General features: G+C 54.3%; 15 protein-coding genes. 12 read left to right on the top strand and 3 right to left on the bottom strand.

Going from position 1 to position 17,200, the window contains the following annotated elements; genetic code table 11:
* Positions 1–18: 18 nt before the first annotated feature.
* From C4S74_RS07160 to C4S74_RS07170, 3 genes are all read left to right on the top strand, one after another.
* On the top strand, positions 19–897 hold the full coding sequence (locus C4S74_RS07160; protein ID WP_103994654.1) for a carbohydrate ABC transporter permease: 879 nt from the start codon (positions 19–21) through the stop codon (positions 895–897).
* Positions 898–1,734, top strand: coding sequence for a carbohydrate ABC transporter permease (locus C4S74_RS07165; protein ID WP_103994655.1), 837 nt, complete (start codon positions 898–900; stop codon positions 1,732–1,734).
* A 135-nt stretch (positions 1,735–1,869) separates the two neighbouring features.
* On the top strand, positions 1,870–3,171 hold the full coding sequence (locus tag C4S74_RS07170; protein ID WP_103994656.1) for an ABC transporter substrate-binding protein: 1,302 nt from the start codon (positions 1,870–1,872) through the stop codon (positions 3,169–3,171).
* A gap of 689 nt (positions 3,172–3,860) precedes the next feature.
* On the opposite strand, the gene C4S74_RS07175 is transcribed toward C4S74_RS07170, so the two are convergent.
* A complete protein-coding gene (locus C4S74_RS07175) occupies positions 3,861–5,357 on the bottom strand; it encodes an MFS transporter (protein ID WP_103994657.1) in 1,497 nt (498 codons plus the stop codon).
* Positions 5,358–5,633: 276 nt separating this feature from the next.
* Here C4S74_RS07175 and C4S74_RS07180 point away from each other — a divergent pair, with 276 nt between their 5' ends.
* From C4S74_RS07180 to C4S74_RS26425, 4 genes are all read left to right on the top strand, one after another.
* Positions 5,634–6,215, top strand: coding sequence for a TetR/AcrR family transcriptional regulator (locus C4S74_RS07180; protein WP_103994658.1), 582 nt, complete (start codon positions 5,634–5,636; stop codon positions 6,213–6,215).
* 185 nt (positions 6,216–6,400) lie between these two features.
* Positions 6,401–7,408 carry an NAD(P)/FAD-dependent oxidoreductase gene (locus C4S74_RS07185; RefSeq protein ID WP_103994659.1) on the top strand — a complete coding sequence of 336 codons (1,008 nt, stop codon included), beginning with the start codon at positions 6,401–6,403 and terminating at the stop codon, positions 7,406–7,408.
* Between the two features lie 295 nt (positions 7,409–7,703).
* Positions 7,704–8,348: a hypothetical protein gene (locus C4S74_RS07190; protein WP_103994660.1), complete on the top strand. Its 645-nt coding sequence runs from the start codon at positions 7,704–7,706 to the stop codon at positions 8,346–8,348.
* 211 nt (positions 8,349–8,559) lie between these two features.
* The gene (locus C4S74_RS26425; protein ID WP_181024330.1) at positions 8,560–8,718 is read left to right on the top strand and encodes a hypothetical protein; all 159 of its coding nucleotides are present in this window, start codon (positions 8,560–8,562) and stop codon (positions 8,716–8,718) included.
* Between the two features lie 265 nt (positions 8,719–8,983).
* On the opposite strand, the gene C4S74_RS07195 is transcribed toward C4S74_RS26425, so the two are convergent.
* Positions 8,984–9,694, bottom strand: coding sequence for a hypothetical protein (locus tag C4S74_RS07195; protein ID WP_103994661.1), 711 nt, complete (start codon positions 9,692–9,694; stop codon positions 8,984–8,986).
* Between the two features lie 467 nt (positions 9,695–10,161).
* Positions 10,162–11,169: a DUF2161 family putative PD-(D/E)XK-type phosphodiesterase gene (locus C4S74_RS07200; protein ID WP_103994662.1), complete on the bottom strand. Its 1,008-nt coding sequence runs from the start codon at positions 11,167–11,169 to the stop codon at positions 10,162–10,164.
* Positions 11,170–11,425: 256 nt separating this feature from the next.
* Here C4S74_RS07200 and C4S74_RS07205 point away from each other — a divergent pair, with 256 nt between their 5' ends.
* The 5 genes from C4S74_RS07205 (at position 11,426) to C4S74_RS07225 (ending at position 16,865) form a co-directional block, all read left to right on the top strand.
* Positions 11,426–13,321 (top strand): PrkA family serine protein kinase, encoded by a 1,896-nt coding sequence (locus C4S74_RS07205; RefSeq protein ID WP_103994663.1) that lies wholly within the window; start codon positions 11,426–11,428, stop codon positions 13,319–13,321.
* Positions 13,322–13,528: 207 nt separating this feature from the next.
* Complete coding sequence (locus C4S74_RS07210; RefSeq protein WP_103994664.1) at positions 13,529–14,917, top strand: MATE family efflux transporter; 1,389 nt, start codon at positions 13,529–13,531, stop codon at positions 14,915–14,917.
* A gap of 185 nt (positions 14,918–15,102) precedes the next feature.
* Entirely contained in the window at positions 15,103–15,477 is a 375-nt protein-coding gene (locus C4S74_RS07215; RefSeq protein WP_103994665.1) for a hypothetical protein, read from the top strand.
* Positions 15,478–15,659: 182 nt separating this feature from the next.
* A complete protein-coding gene (locus C4S74_RS07220; protein WP_103994666.1) occupies positions 15,660–15,926 on the top strand; it encodes a hypothetical protein in 267 nt (88 codons plus the stop codon).
* A 162-nt stretch (positions 15,927–16,088) separates the two neighbouring features.
* Positions 16,089–16,865, top strand: a complete 777-nt coding sequence (locus C4S74_RS07225; protein WP_103994667.1) for a trans-aconitate 2-methyltransferase — start codon at positions 16,089–16,091, stop codon at positions 16,863–16,865.
* The last annotated feature ends 335 nt before the right edge of the window (positions 16,866–17,200 follow it).

Raw genomic sequence — 17,200 nt, forward strand, 5'->3', positions numbered from 1 at the left:
AAAAAAGGAGGAAGACAGATGCATAAGCGTTCATCGCAGTGGGCTCAGCAATTATTTTTTCTCGGACCCGCGGTCCTGTTCTTTACCCTGATTATTATCATCCCTTTCCTGCTCGGCATGTACTACTCGTTCACAAACTGGAACGGAGTATCCGGCGAGGTCAGCTGGGTAGGCTTTGATAATTTTAAAAGAATCTTTACCGGGGATCAAGATTTCTGGAGCGCGTTCTGGTTTACCGTCCGGTTTACGATAGTGGGCGTCGTGCTTTCCAATCTGGTCGGATTCGTTCTCGCGTACCTGTTGACGAGACCTTTGAAGACCCGGAATTTCCTGAGAACGATTTTCTTTATGCCGAACGTAATCGGCGGGCTTCTTCTCGGTTTTATCTGGCAGTTTATTTTCGTAAAAGGATTTTCCGCCATCGGCCAAATGACGGGAATCGGCTTCTTCAACCTCCCGTGGCTCGGGGATTCCATGACCGCCTTCTGGGGCATCGTGATCGTATTCGTCTGGCAGACAGCGGGGTATCTAATGGTCATTTACATCGCGGCTTTCAGCAATGTGCCCAAAGACGTCATCGAAGCGGCGCAGATCGACGGAGCTACGCAGGGACAAGTGCTGCGTTCCATTATGATTCCGCTCATCATGTCGGCCGTTACCGTCTGCCTGTTCCTCGCCATTTCGTGGACGTTCAAAATGTTCGATCTCAACTTGTCGCTGACGAAGGGCGGACCTTTCCGCTCGACCGAATCCGTCGCGATGAACATTTACAGCGAAGCGTTCCAGAACAACCGGTACGGTCTCGGGACGGCCAAGGCGCTTGTGTTCTTCGTCGTCGTCGCGGTCATTACCTGGCTGCAGGTCCGTTTCACGAAAAGCAAGGAGGTCGAAGCGTAAATGGAAGCACAAAACCGTTACTCCGGGCGTGTGTTTGCCGCCGAAGCCGTAACGTTTATCATCGCTCTGCTGTTTCTTGTCCCGTTTTACTTTCTTCTCGTGAATTCCGTGAAAAGCTTCGGCGACCTGCTTTCCAATGCCGCGAGCTGGCCCGAATCGTTTCACTTCGAGAACTACAAGCGGGCCTGGACCATTACCAAATTCCCTACCGTGTTCTGGAATTCCCTGATCGTGACCGTCATCAGCAACATCGGCATCGCGCTCATCAGCGCTATGGCGGCCTACCGGCTGGTGCGGTATAAAAGCCGCGTCAACCAAGTTCTGTTCGGCTTATTCGTGGCCGCGATGGTCATCCCGTTCCAGTCGATCATGATTCCGCTCGTGAAAGTCCTCTCCGGCGTGGGCCTGATGGACAGCCTGTGGGGCCTCATCGTCTGTTACCTTGGATTCGGGGCGCCGATGGCAATCTTTCTTTTCCACGGATTCGTGAAATCGATTCCTCTGGAGATTGAGGAGTCGGCCGTCGTGGACGGAACATCCCCGTACGGCGTGTTCTGGCGCATCGTGCTGCCGCTGCTCAAGCCGATGATCGTAACCGTCATCATCCTGAACGCCCTCTGGACGTGGAACGACTATCTGCTGCCGTCGCTCGTCCTGCAAAACCAATCCCTGCGGACTATTCCGCTGGCTACCTTCTCCTTCTTCGGCCAGTACATGAAGCAGTGGGATCTGGCTCTGCCGGCGCTTGTGCTCGGGATTACGCCGATCATCATTTTCTTCCTGGCCATGCAGCGTTACATTATCGAAGGCATTACGGCAGGTTCCGTCAAAGGCTGAGTACGGATCTGACAAAGCCTGTAAGGTCAATTTGTTCCACTCAACAGGTCAACAGCCTCGGTGTCGGCGGTCCGTTCCTGTCTTTATAATGAAGAAGATCCGGCAAGAAGCAAGACTATAAAGGGAGGTTTCACCATGAAAAAGCTTTCTACACTCGCACTCGTATCCGTATTCGCGATGTCCACCGTGCTCGCAGGCTGCGGAAGCGGCGATTCCGGTAAAACCGCGGAAGGCGGCAATGCGGCCGAAGGCGGAACGAAAACGATTAAAATCTTTCAATTTAAAGTCGAAATCGCGGAAGCGTTGAACAAAGTCAAAGCGGAGTATGAAAAAACACATCCGGGCGTGAAGCTGGACATCCAGACCGTAGGCGGAGGCGCGGATTACGGCGCGGCGCTTAAGGCGAAGTTTGCGGGCGGCGATACGCCGGATATTTTCAACAACGGCGGCTTCCAGGAAATGAACACATGGATGGAGCATCTCGAAGATCTCTCCGACCAGCCTTGGGTAAAAGATCTTGTTCCGGTTGCGAAAGAACCGATGACCAAGGACGGCAAAATCTACGGACAGCCGATGGGCCTGGAAGGCTACGGCTTCATTTATAACAAGGATCTGTTCAAGAAAGCCGGCATTACCGAGCTGCCGAAAACGCTGACTCAGCTCGACGAAGCGTCGAAAAAACTTCAGGCGGCGGGCATCACGCCGTTCGCGAACGGCTACCAGGAATGGTGGGTGCTGGGCAACCATACGCTTAACGTCGCGTTCGCCAACCAGCCGGATTCCAACAAATTTATCGCCGGCCTGAACGCCGGAACCGAGAAATTCAAAGGCAATCCCGTCTTCGAGCAGTGGACCCGAATGGTAGATCTGACCCTGAAATACAGCAACAAAAATCCGCTGACGACCGACTACAACACGCAGGTTACGATGTTCGCTAACGGCCAGGCGGCTATGATGCAGCAGGGCAACTGGACGCAGGTCCAAATTGACGGCATCAACAAGGACCTGAACATCGGCATTCTTCCGATGCCGATCGGCGACGACGCCGCACAGACGGACAAGCTTTATGTGGGCGTTCCGAACAACTGGGTCGTCAACAAGAACTCCAAGGTCAAAGCCGAAGCCAAAGAATTTTTGAACTGGCTCGTATCCTCCGATGCCGGCAAAGCTTTTATCACGCATGACTTCAAGTTTATTCCGGCCTTCACGAACATCGAAGCCAAGGCCGAAGATCTCGGCGACCTCGCCGCGGATATTATGACGTACAGCAAAGAGAACAAGGTTCTGGGCTGGAACTCCTCCAAGTACCCGGAAGGCGCCATGCAGGAATTCGGTGCTACGATGCAGGCTTATGTAGCCGGCAAGAAAACGAAAGATCAAATGTTCGACGACTTCCAGAAAACGTGGGATAACCTTAAAGGTAAAACCGCGCAGTAAGGAAAGCTTAAGAAACGCTTGCGATGTGAATCGCAGGCGTTTTTTTGTATGAGGTGCAAAGATGGGGGATGCGCTGCGGGCAAGGCTTCCGGTTAACTTAAGGCAAAATCCCGGCAAGCCCGGTAAAATTACTGAAATGCAGAGGGTTAGAACAAAACGATGCCGGATGAAAGTATGTGTTGAAGCCATGTAAGGAGGGAGAAGGCAGACGTAAAAAGTGAGAGCACCCTGATTAACCCAGAAAGAACTCAAGAGATTGAGGGTAAGGGGTGGAGGAAGATCGGAAATGAAGGAAGAACGAAGGGGAGCTTAAAGCAAGAACGGAGCAAGAACGAAGCGAGAACGGAGCAAGAGCAAAGCAAGACCGGAGCAAGAGCAAAGGAAAAACAAAGAAAAAAGGAAAAAAGGGAAACAAAGCAAGAACAGAGCAAGAACGAAGCAAGAACGAAGCAGGAACGAAGCAGGAACGAAGCGAGAATGGAGCAAGAGCAAAGCAAGACCGTAGCATGAGCAAAGGAAAACAAGGAAGAACAGAGCAAGAACGGAGCAAGAACGGAGCAAGAACGGAGCAAGAACGGAGCAAGAACGGAGCAAGAACGGAGCAAGAACGGAGCAAGAACGGAGCAAGAACAAAGCGAGAGACTGTAAGGAGAAAAGCGGTCCCCTATCCGTAAGGGAACCGCTTTTGTTTATTTAGGACCGCGCCTTAGTGTGAGCGCCCAAAAGAGAAGAGCCAGCCCGCTTACGGCGGCGCCGAAAAGGCAAACACCGCTCCAGCCGCTGACAGCGTACAAGCTTGTCGATGCAATCGCTCCGGTGGCGCTGCCCAGCGAGTAGAACATCATGTAACCGGCAGTCAGCCGGCTTCGTGCCTCGGGACGCACGGTGAAGATGAGGCTTTGGTTCGTCACATGGACCGCCTGTACGGCAAGGTCCAGCAGGATGACGCCAACGACGGCGGCCGTCAGAGAATGGGGCGTGAAGCCGATAAACCCCCATGACGCCAGCAGCAGAACGAGCGCCATGCCGGTGGTACGCTGTCCCAGGCCTCGGTCGGCCAGTCTGCCCGCTCCTGCGGCGGCTAATGCTCCGGCCGCTCCGGCAAGACCGAACGCTCCGACGGCCGTGTGGGAAAGCGAAAGCGGAGGCGCGCTGAGAGGCAGAACTAGGGCGGTCCACAAGGTGCTGAACGCGGTAAAGATCAGAAAAGCCAGGACGGCGCGTACTCGCAGCAGGCGCTCTTCCTTAAACAAAGTGAATACCGACCGGAGCAGCCGAGGATAAGAGAGAGCCGTCTTCTTATGAGATACATCCGGTAACACCCGGAACAGAACGGCGCCCGTAACGAGCATCAGCAGTCCCGAGATGAGATAAACGGATCTCCAGCCGGCCAGATCCGTCAGTGTGCCGGCAAAGGTCCGGGCAAGAAGGATGCCGATCACGATGCCGCTCTGCACGATCCCCACGAGGCGTCCCCTTTCCGCGGGGGAGGCCAGAGTGGAGGCATAGGCGACAAGCACCTGAGTCACGACGGCGAGCAGTCCGACCGCGGCCATTCCGGCCAGCAGCATCGGTGCGGACGGGGCGGTGCCGACGATCAGGAGAGCGCCGGCGGAAAGCAGCATTTGAACGGCAATGAGCCGCCGGCGGTTCAGCAGGTCCCCGAGCGGGACGAGCAGCAGCAGGCCCAGTGCGTAACAAAGCTGAGTTACGGTAACGACAAGGCCGATGGCGGCGGGAGCTACCCCGAACTCAGCCGCAAGAGCGTCCAATAGAGGCTGGGCGTAGTAAATGTTGGCCACGGCAAGCCCGCAAGCCGCGGAGAAAAGCAGCGCCTTCGCCGGGGACAAGGAAGACGACGGAGCAGCAGGTTCTGGCAGCGGGGCCAAGTGAGAAGCCGGGGGAGCCTCTTCTTCCGGCGGTAAGCCCGGTACCGGCACCGGTGACAATGACGCTGCCGGTTGCAAAGCCGCCGGCAAGACTGCTTCCGGCGCGGGTTTTGGAGCCGTCGACAAGTCCGACACCGGTAGCGGTTTCGGAGCCGGTGTCTCAACCCGGGCCAGCGTCTCAGTATCAGCCGTGACCGGGGCGGAAGCTTCTCCATCCGTAATAGCCGGCGCTTCTTTGGGAGCGGATGCTCCGGTTTCTGGATCGGACGGACGGCCGATTTTGCAGGGAATTACCATAGTTCGTTTCACTCCTTTTAGGAATTAGAGATTATAATATACCGAACGGTACATAATGATTGTTAATTTACCAGCAAGTGATGAAACTGTCAAGGAGAGCTGTCTGAATGGTACAAATTTAGAAAACACTCTAAATCAGAGAACACTATAAAGAAAGGAAGCATTAATTCAACAATCACTTTAAAACTTTTCCATAAGGAATTTTGATTGATTGACAAGAGAACGTTTGAAATTTAAAATTAAATATACCGAACGATATAATTAGAGGGGGTTCATATGGTCCGTCAACGGGAGTTTGATGAAGACGCGGCTTTAAATGCCGCCATGCAGTTGTTTTGGGAAAAAGGATACGAGGCCGCTTCGTTAACCGAATTGACGGCCCGAATGGGCATACAGCGGCCAAGCATGTATGCCGCTTTCGGCAGCAAGCAGGAGCTGTTCGAGGCCGCTCTGCGCAAATATACACAGGCTCACGCCGCCCGGATACGGGCTAAACTGCACAATCACGCCTCCGTCAAAGAGGCTTTCCGCGCTTTGTTCGAGGACATCGTGGCGGATGAATACGAGAGAAGCCAGAGCCGCGGGTGCTTCAGCATTAACACGATGGTGGAGCTGGCGCCCCACGACGAGAAATTCGAAATTCTTACAAGGGAGCATCAATTGTACCTATCGGTTATTTTCCAGGAAACGATCGAACGGGGAATCCGTTCGGGCGAGCTGGATTCCGCTCTTCAGGCAAGGGGAGTTGCTCAGGCTCTGCTCGTATCGCTGATCGGGCTTACCGTCATGATGAAGTCCCGTCCGGACAGGCTGTTTGCCGATAATACGGTAGAGACGCTGCTTACTTTGCTTCGTTGACGGCAGGAAAAAACAGCCGCTTCACACGAACTCAGCTCCCGGCATGAAGTATGTCGTCGGAAAAAGGCCGCCTGAACCCGGCAGGAGTGTAATCGAACCGATTACATTTTGTAAGCGAAGGGTATAGTAAAGAGAAGGTTTAACGCCGTTGAAACTTGTCTTTCTACTAGTAAAGAAGGTGACTTATGACATACGATTCGATTATTGTCGGCGGAGGCATTGCGGGGCTGCAGGCGGCTATCCAGCTCGGGCGCTACGGTCATCGCGTCCTGGTCATTGACGCCGGATACGGCCGCTCCACCCTGTGCGCCAACTACCATAACGTGCTCGGCTACCCGGACGGAATATCCGGCGAAGAGCTGCGCCGCACGGGCAGAGGCCAGGCCGAGTCGCTCGGCGTCGAATTCGCCGAAGGACTGGCCGTCCGGCTGGCGGGCTCGCTGGATTCCGGCTTCCGTGTCGGCATGCGGAGGCTCCGGCCGGACGAACGGGGCGCCCGGCACCCGCTTGCGGCGCACGAGCCCGGCGGGCTGGGGCTGCCCGGCGATTCCGGAGCGGGGCCGGACAAGGAATACACCGGTGCCACATTGCTACTGGCTACCGGTGTGATGGACCGCTTCCCGGAGCTGCCGGGGCTGCGGGAATGCCTCGGACATACGGTGTACGTATGTCCGGACTGCGACGGCCACGAGGTGGCGGGCCGCCGCACGCTCGTGCTGGGCGCGGGCAATCCCGGCGCCGGCATGGCTCTGACCCTGCGTCCGCGGACGGACAAGCTCACGTTCGTGAATCACGAACGGAGCCCCGTTAACGCGGACCTGCAGGAGAAGCTGGAGCGCGCCGGCATCGACACCGTCGCCGGACCGATTGCCGCCATCCTCCAGGATGGCGGGAGGATCGGCGGCGTGGAGTTGGCCGGCGGCGGGACGCTGTCCGCCGAGAGAGGGTTTCTCGGCTTCGGCGGCAATGCCGTCCATTCCGGCCTGGCCGCTCAGCTCGGCGTGGAACGGATGGAGAACGGCCATCTGCTGGCCGATCCGCGCAGCAAGGAAACGAACATTCCCGGTGTGTACGTGGCCGGAGATATCGGCGTACATGCGGAGCAGCTTACCGTCGCGATGGGTGAAGGCGCCATGGCGGCTATCTGGATGAACAAAGCGATCCGCAAGAAGAACAACTTACCGCACGCCTGATAAAGGCGGAGGACGGCACCTGTCAGACAGGAGGCCGGTCCCTCCGCCTTTTTTAATGCCTGCAGCCTGGAAGGCTCGGCTTGGGTGAGAGCTCGGCGCGGCATGAGGAGACGGGACGATTCTGCCGGTTCTTTTTTTAATAAAAAAATTTCAAAAGAAGGTTGTAAAAGCCGGACTCCGTTCGCCTTATTAAGTGAAGGAGCAAAGCCGCGCCTTTTTACAAGGCTCGGCTGTCCGGCGGGCGACGCCCGGATTAGCTCCTACCTTTAGACTGAACCTCAGGAGGAACAAATCTATGGCAGAGTATGCGAAAATTTTACGGTGGACCAAGAGCGATGCGGTTTACGGGTTGAAAACGAATATCCAGCTGCCTTCCGGCGCATCGGTCGGAACGACGGGCGGGTTTATTAATTTTTATTTGGGTGCTTACGGGTCCAATACGAATTACGAGTGCGGCCTGTCCACCAACTATACGGAAGCGCAGAGCGGCAAGTGGCACTGGTTCTGGAACACGGGAGCTGCCGACGACGGCGGGGCCTTCAATCTTGCGGCCGGAAGCACCGTGCCCATCGAGCTGTCCGTCAACAGTTCGAACAAGCTGGAATTCAAAGTTAACGGCACCGTGGTGAAAACTTTTTCGGGGGCGACGGGCTCTTTCGGTTCGCTTACGAGTGCGAGGCTGGTAGTCGCCGCCTGCGACCGGTCGTTTACGACGATTCCGAATCCGCTGCCGAATTGGAATACGCTCCACAATCAGGTCGTTTGCAGCGGCATCAGCTTCCGGAACACCGCCGGCGCCTGGACGATCATGTCCTCCGCAAACTCGACGCCGCCGTCTTCAACCACGTTCTGGCCGGACGGTTATACGCATAAGGGCACGCCGGCCGATTACGCCAAAGTCGTGTCCACCGGTCAGTTGATCGCTTCGCTTAAGCGTTAAAACCGAAGAGAACCTTCTCCGCTATATACGGGAAAGGTTCTTTTTTGTCGTGGGAAAGCTTGAGCTTGTATGTGCCGGGCGCAGTTTATATAAAAAGATCCTGCGGTCTACATACAAATACGTCCGGGAAATTTTAAAATTCTAACGTGCTAAATATCTGGAAAGGATGTATGATATTTCTATATAATGATTATTTAATGAGGTGAATGTTTTGACGGAACTACCGAACCGGAACGCGAAGCCGGAGAAAAACCAGTGGAGCCTGACGATCCGGCTGCTTAATATTTTGCTGATACTGGTTATAGCGGGTATTGCGCTTTATGTGGGCTTGTGGCTTGTAGGTATTTACGGAATGAATGTAACGGGATGAAAGGCTTCTCGATGAGAGGCCTTTTTATGCACGTTTTTACATCTGGTCAAACAGTGATACGAGTTTTTGGATTGTTTACCTTTTGCTTAAATAAATATGTAGCTAATCTTTATTTTATTTTCCACCTAAGCTATGAAACGCTACACGGATAAGTTCCTCGAATATGACGCATAGCGTTGTCATTAACTCTCCGATCTTAATGGTATGGAAATTGGGAGCGAAATAATAAAAACCAGCAGCTTGCGCTACTGGTTTTAGCTACATTTTATTGTTGTGTTAAGTTACACCAAACAGTGGTATTATTCCAATTGCCATTAAGTTTATATTTAAAATCTGCACCTAAATTAATTCCAACGCTAACAATGATACCAGGTTCTGATTCATTAAAATTGAATGTAGAAAGGGAACCCCAATCTGTTGCTTTATAATTGTATGTATTATAGACGATAGTGTTGCCACCTACGAGACCATATGCAACTGCCTTTACCCTTGGTTGACCTGCTGCTTCAGTAATATTATAACCATTCTTCCCGACGATTTGTTGAATCACTGTACCCGATGATTGAAAACCTGCAAATCCTGCCCAATTAACGCTAAGTGTTGCATTCCCATATGCACAAGCTCCGATATAACTATTGTTTTCACAATTGTTTCCTCCATATTTTACGCTACTTCCAAGCGCCATTGGTGTTATTTGAGAAGTGCCTTGAAATTCATCGGTCGAAACTATAAATTGCCCTTCATTTTTGGCTTCTTTTATTAATTTTTCTAATTCATTTTTTCCACCTTTTAATTCTTTTTTTGTGACTGTAACCTCAACCCCATTTTTATAAAATGTGTTTTCAGAACTTTGTAGTACTTCCAAGCCCTTAACCTTTTCTTTGTCATTAATTGATTCTTCCGCAAAGGCAGAACCAGTGACCATAATAGACAGAGCAAGAACAAAAGTTAAAGACAACCCCCAAATTTTTATCATAAAAATTTCCTCCAATGGTTATATTTTGTTTCCCTTTTATTGTATCAGATTTCCTTATATTAGTATATATATTTATAACGGAAAATAAAACTTGAGTAATTTGTAGAAATAATATGGATTTTATGGTAATATATAAATGCTTAAAGATATTGGAAAGAAGGTGTTACTTATGATGTATTTGATAACGCCAGTAGGAATTATATTTGTAATGATCATTATTTTCATAGTAATTGCGGCTTTATTTCTAATCAAAAAAGTAAATAAAAAGTAATTTTTCTGCTAAAACTTAAGCCGGGTCTCTTCCAAATAAAGGAGCTTAGAATCTCACGAGTTTTTATGCTGACTTTTCCTGCAGTGATTTGGCTAATGTCATTTGAGGATTTATAACGCTGATTCTGACTTAGCCTAAGAATATCAGGGAGGGCCGGTTACCACTCCCGTACTCTCTAACTAAATAAAAAGGAGGCTCAAGTCGAGCCTCCTTTTTTTACTTTCGTTTGTTTCTTTCTTAGCTTCGGCACGTTTTGCAAACCGGATATGTCCGTTTTGTCCTCCCGATCGCTAGCGCCTAGCTGGACCGATACGTTCTGTACGTTACGCTTCTCAGCAGGTCGCGGCACGTTCCTAAGCTCCACGGAACCAGCTGCAGCCACCTCCCGCTCGTCCGCGGAGCCCGTTCCCGCCCCATCCGGCCGATCATGCGGAGGCCCGCCCGCTTCCGGCAGCCCGGCTTGCAAGGCCGCCCCCGCCCCGCGGGGCCCGAAGCGGGCGATCACATGCGCGAACGTGTCCAGCGCCTCTTCGCCCGGGCGCGTCAGCCCGTACAGGCCGCGCCTGACGCGGACGAACCAGCCGTACACGTTGCGCTGGAGCAGGGCCGCCGTCTTGGCGTTGCCCGTAAGCTCGCGCAGGCTGCGGGGAGAGAGCGGTCCCTGCTCGCGGAGGAGAAGGGCGCAGTGCAGCGCCTTCTCGCGGTAAGCCGTGACGAGCTTGAGCCCGCGGCTGCCGCCCACGTTGTAGTCGGCGCTGCGCTCGCGGAATTCGCCGAGCACGCGCTCCGCAGCACGTTTGCGTACGGTCGTTTTCCGCGCTGGGGCGTCGCCGCTGGGGCCCGGCGGCTCGCACACTACCTCGACGGCGGGCTTCCGCGTTTTGTAGAACTGCACCGTGATGAGTCCGAGACCGAGCCGGCCGCACAGCTTGCGGATATCCGCCCAAGTCATCCGGTGGGGGACACGTCCCTTGGCGGGAAGCTCGATCGCGATATAGACGCGCTGCGTCACATCCTGCCGCCGGAGTCCCTGGATCAGCAGAGGCACGGTCAGGCTTCGCTTGAGCTCGACGACGACCGGCGGCTCGCCTTCGAGTACGGCAACGAGATCGCAGTGCCGGACTTCTCCCCGGACGTCGTAGCCGAGCTTCTCCCAGTAGGCTTTTACCGGGCCGTAAAGCTCCGTTTCGCTCCGAATCGCCATTCCTTTTTTGCGCCCCCTTCCTTCTAAAACGATTTTCCGGTTTCTTGATTATAGCATGAAAAAAGACGTGCGGGACGGGTCCCGGCGGCAAAGACTTCCACCGATCTCCCACCGGTTGTGAGGCTTGTTTTTCCTTTGTTCCTGTACAAATTTAGTGGCAAGAATTGTCCTTGGACCGCATAGGATTGTAATACCCTAAAATCACTATCACGAGCTATCCGCTCTTTTGAGGCAATGGCAGTGAGAGGAGGTACCCATGGATATTTTCAAACGCATCACGGAGCACCGGACCGAGAAGGAGCAGCTTGCATGGTCGGGCACGCTCCGGGAGTATTTCGAGCTCGTGCGGCAAAATCCGGGTCTAGCGATGACAGCCCATGCGCGTGTGTATGAGATGATCGCTTCTCACGGCATTGAACAGAACGACGGGCACACCCGGTACAACTTTTTCGACCAGGAAATCTTTGGGCTCGACCGCGCGGTCGAAAAGCTGGTGGAGGAATATTTCCACTCCGCCGCACGGCGTCTGGACGTACGCAAACGTATTTTGCTGCTGATGGGGCCGGTAAGTGGAGGCAAATCGACGATCGTCACGCTGCTTAAAAGGGGTTTGGAGCAGTTTTCGAGGACAGACAAGGGAGCCGTCTATGCGATTAAAGGCTGCCCGATGCACGAAGATCCGTTTCACCTCATTCCAAGTGAATTGAGGCCGGAAATAGAGGCCGAGCTGGGTATACGCATCGAAGGAAACTTGTGCCCGTCCTGCCAGCTCAGGCTGAAAACCGAATACGGCGGCAGCATCGAGAACGTGCTGGTCGAGCGGGTGCTGATTTCCGAGGACGACCGAGTGGGGATAGGCACGTTCAGTCCGTCCGATCCGAAATCCCAGGATATCGCGGACTTGACCGGAAGCATCGATTTTTCCACGATCACGGAGTACGGCTCCGAATCGGACCCGCGCGCCTACCGTTTCGACGGGGAGCTGAACAAGGCGAACCGCGGATTAATGGAGTTTCAGGAAATGCTGAAGTGCGACGAGAAATTTCTGTGGAATCTGCTGTCCCTGACGCAGGAGGGCAATTTCAAAGCGGGCCGCTTCGCGCTTATTTCGGCGGATGAGCTGATCGTGGCGCATACGAACGAATCGGAGTATAAAGCTTTTATCGCGAACAAAAAGAACGAGGCGCTCCAGTCGCGTATGATTGTCATGCCGATTCCTTATAATCTGAAAGTGACGGACGAAGAGAAAATTTACACGAAGCTTATTAAGCAGAGCGATATGTCGCACGTTCATATTGCGCCGCATGCGCTGCGGGCCGCCGCTATTTTCTCGATTTTGACCCGTCTTAAGGAAACGAAGAAGCAGGGCATGGATCTCGTGAAAAAAATGCGGATGTACGACGGCGAAGCCGTGGAAGGATACAAGGATGCGGATCTGAAAGAGATGCAGAACGAATATCTGGAAGAAGGGATGAGCGGCATCGATCCCCGCTATGTCATCAACCGGATTTCCAGCGCGCTCATCCGCCATGATCTTCAGTGCATCAACGGACTAGACGTGCTGCGGGCTTTGAAGGAAGGGCTGGACCAGCATCCGTCCATCACCCGGGACGAACGGGAGCGTTACCTCAACTTTATCTCGGTTGCCCGTAAAGAATACGACGATATCGCGAAGAAGGAAGTACAGAAAGCGTTCGTTTACTCGTTCGACGAGTCGGCCAAAACGCTGTTCGATAACTACCTCGACAACATCGAAGCGTATTCCAACTGGGGCAAAATCAAAGACCCTCTGACCGGGGAGGAGATGGACCCCGACGAGCGTCTCATGCGTTCGATCGAAGAGCAGATCGGCATTTCCGAAAATGCGAAGAAAGCGTTCCGCGAAGAAATCCAGATCAGGATTTCGTCTTATTCCCGCAAAGGGAAGCGGTTCGATTACAGCACGCATGAACGGCTGCGCGAAGCGATCGAGAAGAAGCTGTTCGCCGATCTGAAGGATATCGTTAAAATTACCACGTCGACCAAGACGCCGGACGAAAGACAGTTGAAGAAGATCAACGAAGTGACACGGCAGCTGATTGACGGACACGGCTACTGCCCGGTTTGCGCGAACGAGCTGCTGCGGTATGTCGGCAGTCTGCTAAACCGGTAATTTTTTTCTTAAACCAAGATAACCGAAGAATACCGCCTAACCGCCGTGAATTGACGAGGTAGGCGGTTTCTGTTGTCCGCACAGGAGCTTCGCTAACCGGGTTTGCGCTATGGTAACATAAGGATATCGGCTTGCCGCGGTTGGTTCCGTTCCCGAGAGGGAACCTTATACAGGCGCGGCTTATTTTATCAGGAGGAACACCCCGCCATGGCGAAAAACGAAGCACAGATGGATTTGACCGAAGGCCCGATTGCCAGAAAACTTCTCCTTTTTTCCCTGCCCGTACTTTACGGAAATGTGCTGCAGTCACTGAACGGAACGGTAAACAGCATCTGGGTCGGAAAATTTTTGGGAGAGAGCGCTTTTGCGGCTACGTCCAATGCGAATAATGTCATGTTCCTTATGCTCAGCTCTATCTTCGGCATAGGAATGGCATCCACGATCATGATCGGGCAGAGCATAGGAGCGGGCGATACCGCCCAGGCGAAGCGGGTAGTGGGGGCAAGCGCCTTGTTTTTCTTCACCCTTTCGCTGGCCGTAGGAATTTTAGGTGTGCTTTTGTCCCCGCAGATTTTGCAGTGGATGCATACTCCCCCAGATGCGATGGACATGGCCAACGCTTATCTGAGAATTATTTTTATGAGCATGCCTTTTATGTTCTGCTATAACATGATTATGACGATACTGCGCGGCGCGGGGGATTCCAAAACGCCCTTCCGGTTTCTCGTGCTCTCCATTATTCTGGATATCGCGCTGAACCCGCTGCTTATTTTCGGCTGGGGTCCCATCCCCGCTCTGGGCATTTCGGGCTCCGCACTCGCTACAGGCATCTCGCAGCTGGTTGCCCTCGTCGCCATACTCTGGTCGCTGTACCGTAAAAAATACTTTCTCCGCATTACGCGCGAAGACCGGCACCTGCTGCGCTTCGACGGGGCGATTATCGGATCGCTCGTGAAAAAGGGCGTTCCCATGGGGCTGCAGATGATCGTCGTTTCGACAAGTTCACTGGCCATGATCAACCTCGTAAACCGGTTCGGTTCGGAGGCGACGGCGGCCTACGGGGCTGCGATCCAGCTTTCCTCCTACGTCCAAATGCCGGCTATGGCGATCGGCGGAGCCGTTTCGTCGTTCGCGGCCCAGAATGTAGGCGCGGGAAGATGGGACCGGGTGCACCGCGTAACCGGCGTCGGGGTCATGTACAACGTTCTGATGACGGGCATTCTCGTCTGCCTGATCTATTTGTTCAACCGCAGCGCCCTGAGCCTGTTCCTTCCCGAAGGCCAAGCCATCGAAATCGGCATGCGGATTAACCTGCTCACGCTTTGGAGTTTTATTATTTTCGGCATTACCTTCGTGGTATCGGGCGTGGTGCGTTCGACGGGGGCCGTCATGTTCCCGCTTCTGATCACCTTCCTGGCGCTTTGGTGCGTACGCATCCCGCTTTCGTATTACCTGGCCGGTTCCTACGGTCTGGATGCCGTATGGTGGAGCTTCCCGATCGGCTTCACGCTGGGCTCCCTGCTTTCGGTCGCCTACTATTTCTGGGGCAATTGGAAAAAGGCGAGCATGCTCAGTGGCGGCGTTCAAAAAGCGTAGCTTCCGAAGTGTTAAAAGCGCTTTTTATCCGGCTTCTCCCTGATTAGCTATGTTTCCTTCTCCCGGCTTCGTCTGGGCAGGCGCCCAATTTTGGGCGCTTTTCTCACCTTCTGGGCATCTGCTCATACGATGTGTTAGATGCAAAACGCCTTTGGGCACAACATTACGGAGGGTGAGGGATTCCAATGACATTTGAAGCGCAGGGTCAGGGCGCATACGGCCAAGACACATACGGGCTCCAGCAGGAGTGGAACCAAAGCGAATGGATCAGCACGGAGGGAGACGAAGAAGCCCGTAAACAGGGAGGCTTCGGCGGTCCCGGAGGCTACCACGGAGGTCAGGGCGGTTACCCCGGAGGGTACCATGGCGGCCAAGGCGGCTATCACGGCGGTTATCCGGGAGGCGGTTACCACGGGGGGTATCACGGAGGCTACCACGGAGGCTACCATGGCGGTTATCCCTACTATCCCTATTATCCGTACTACCCGCAGCCATACTACCCGTACTACCCGCCTTACTATAACTATCCTCCATACTATCCGTACCCGTATAAAAGGTAACAAAAAGAATACTCCGGCCTAAGGCCGCAGCAGGCTGTCCGCGGAAGCGGGCAGCCTTCCTTATGGGGCGGGGGACGGAAGCGGCGGGAGTGGAAGAGATTCTGTTGAGTAAATGAAGTATAGGAGCAAATGAAGTATAATAAAGAAATAACCCGTAATGGACAAGAGAAGGATGGTCGCCTGTGCTTAGATCAATTTCGGATACGTTATTTTTACTCGCTTTAATTCTGCTCATCGTGTCGGCAATCGTAAGCGGCATCGGTTTCCAGGCCTTTACGATGAGAAGGAAAGACAACGATCCCAGTCAAATCGAGGTTCCCAACAAGCAGAAGCAGCTCGAAAAGCAGAACAAAGGAATGGCGGGATTTATCCGCTCCAAAATTACGCTGGCGGCGCTCGTGTTTGCTTTGGTGTCGGTCGTGCTATCTTATCTGGAGCGGTATGTATAAAAACGTTTAGACAATTCCGCAAGCGCAGATGGTGCGCTTGAACGGCGTTTTCTTTATAGGAATAAACTATAAACAACGTAGTTTTTATATATTAGACATTATAAGCCGTTCTCTTCATACTGAATGTATTACCCGCACAGACGGGAACGGGAGGCGTTCGGTATGAAAGAAGCGGAACAGGGAAAGTGGGATGCGGATCATTATGACACGCAGATGCATTTCGTATCCAAATTAGGCCGGGGAGTGGTGGAACTTCTGGGTCCGGTACAGGGTGAGTCGGTGCTGGATCTGGGCTGCGGAACGGGCAGCCTGGCTGGGCAGATGGCCCTTCTCGGCGCGGAAGTGACCGGGGTGGATTTCTCGGAGACCATGATCGAACAGGCAAGACTGAAGTACCCGGAGCTCCTTTTTGAGGTAGGGGACGCAAGGACATACCGGAGCGGCCGGAAGTTCGACGCGGTATTCTCGAATGCCGCGCTGCACTGGGTCCCGCAGGCCGATGAAGCCGCGCGAACGGTAGCGGAAGCGCTGCGCCCGGGCGGGAGGTTCGCGGCCGAATTCGGAGGCTTCGGCAACGTGGCCCGGATCGAGCGGGCGATTCACGAGGCCGTGCGCGAAGAGGGGATCGACCCCGAGCCGCGCAATCCCTGGTATTACCCGACTATCGGGGAATACACGGGCGTGCTGGAGAGGGCCGGGCTCGATGTCCGCTTCGCGGAACGCTTCGACCGGCCGACGGAGCTGCCGGGAGGCGAGGAGGCCATCCGGCACTGGCTCCACGCGTTTGCCGGCAGCTTCTTAGCCGGCACGGATGCGGCCGCTCGGGAGCGCATCACACAGAGCGTGGAGGAGCGTCTGCGGCCCGAGCTGTTCCGCGACGGCACCTGGACCGGCGACTACTGCCGGATCCGGGTGCTCGCCTGGAAACCGCAGGGCTAAGGCGGGCGGCAGGGCCGCGCGCTAAGCTCGCCGTGAGCGTCTGCGCCGAGGGGGCGGCAGCACGAGGCCGCTGCTGCGAAGCCTTGAGCCTGCCGGGCGCAGCCCGATGCCCGCGCAAGCGTATGGGCCACACCTCCGCGCGATGCCATGAGGCTCGCCGGAGCGCCGCGCCGCAAGCTCAAGCGCGGTCCTGCGCCGCAGCCATGCTCCTGCTCACGGCGTAAAAGCGCTGCTGCGCAGCCTTGCCTCGCCGGGGCCGCACGAGCACGAGGCTGCGTAAAGCGCGTCCGCGGCCAATAGCTCACATCGCGAGAAAGTCAAGCTCCGCAGGGGCT

The sequence above is a fragment of the Paenibacillus sp. UNC499MF genome (genome assembly GCF_900107975.1).
Classification (GTDB): domain Bacteria; phylum Bacillota; class Bacilli; order Paenibacillales; family NBRC-103111; genus Paenibacillus_F.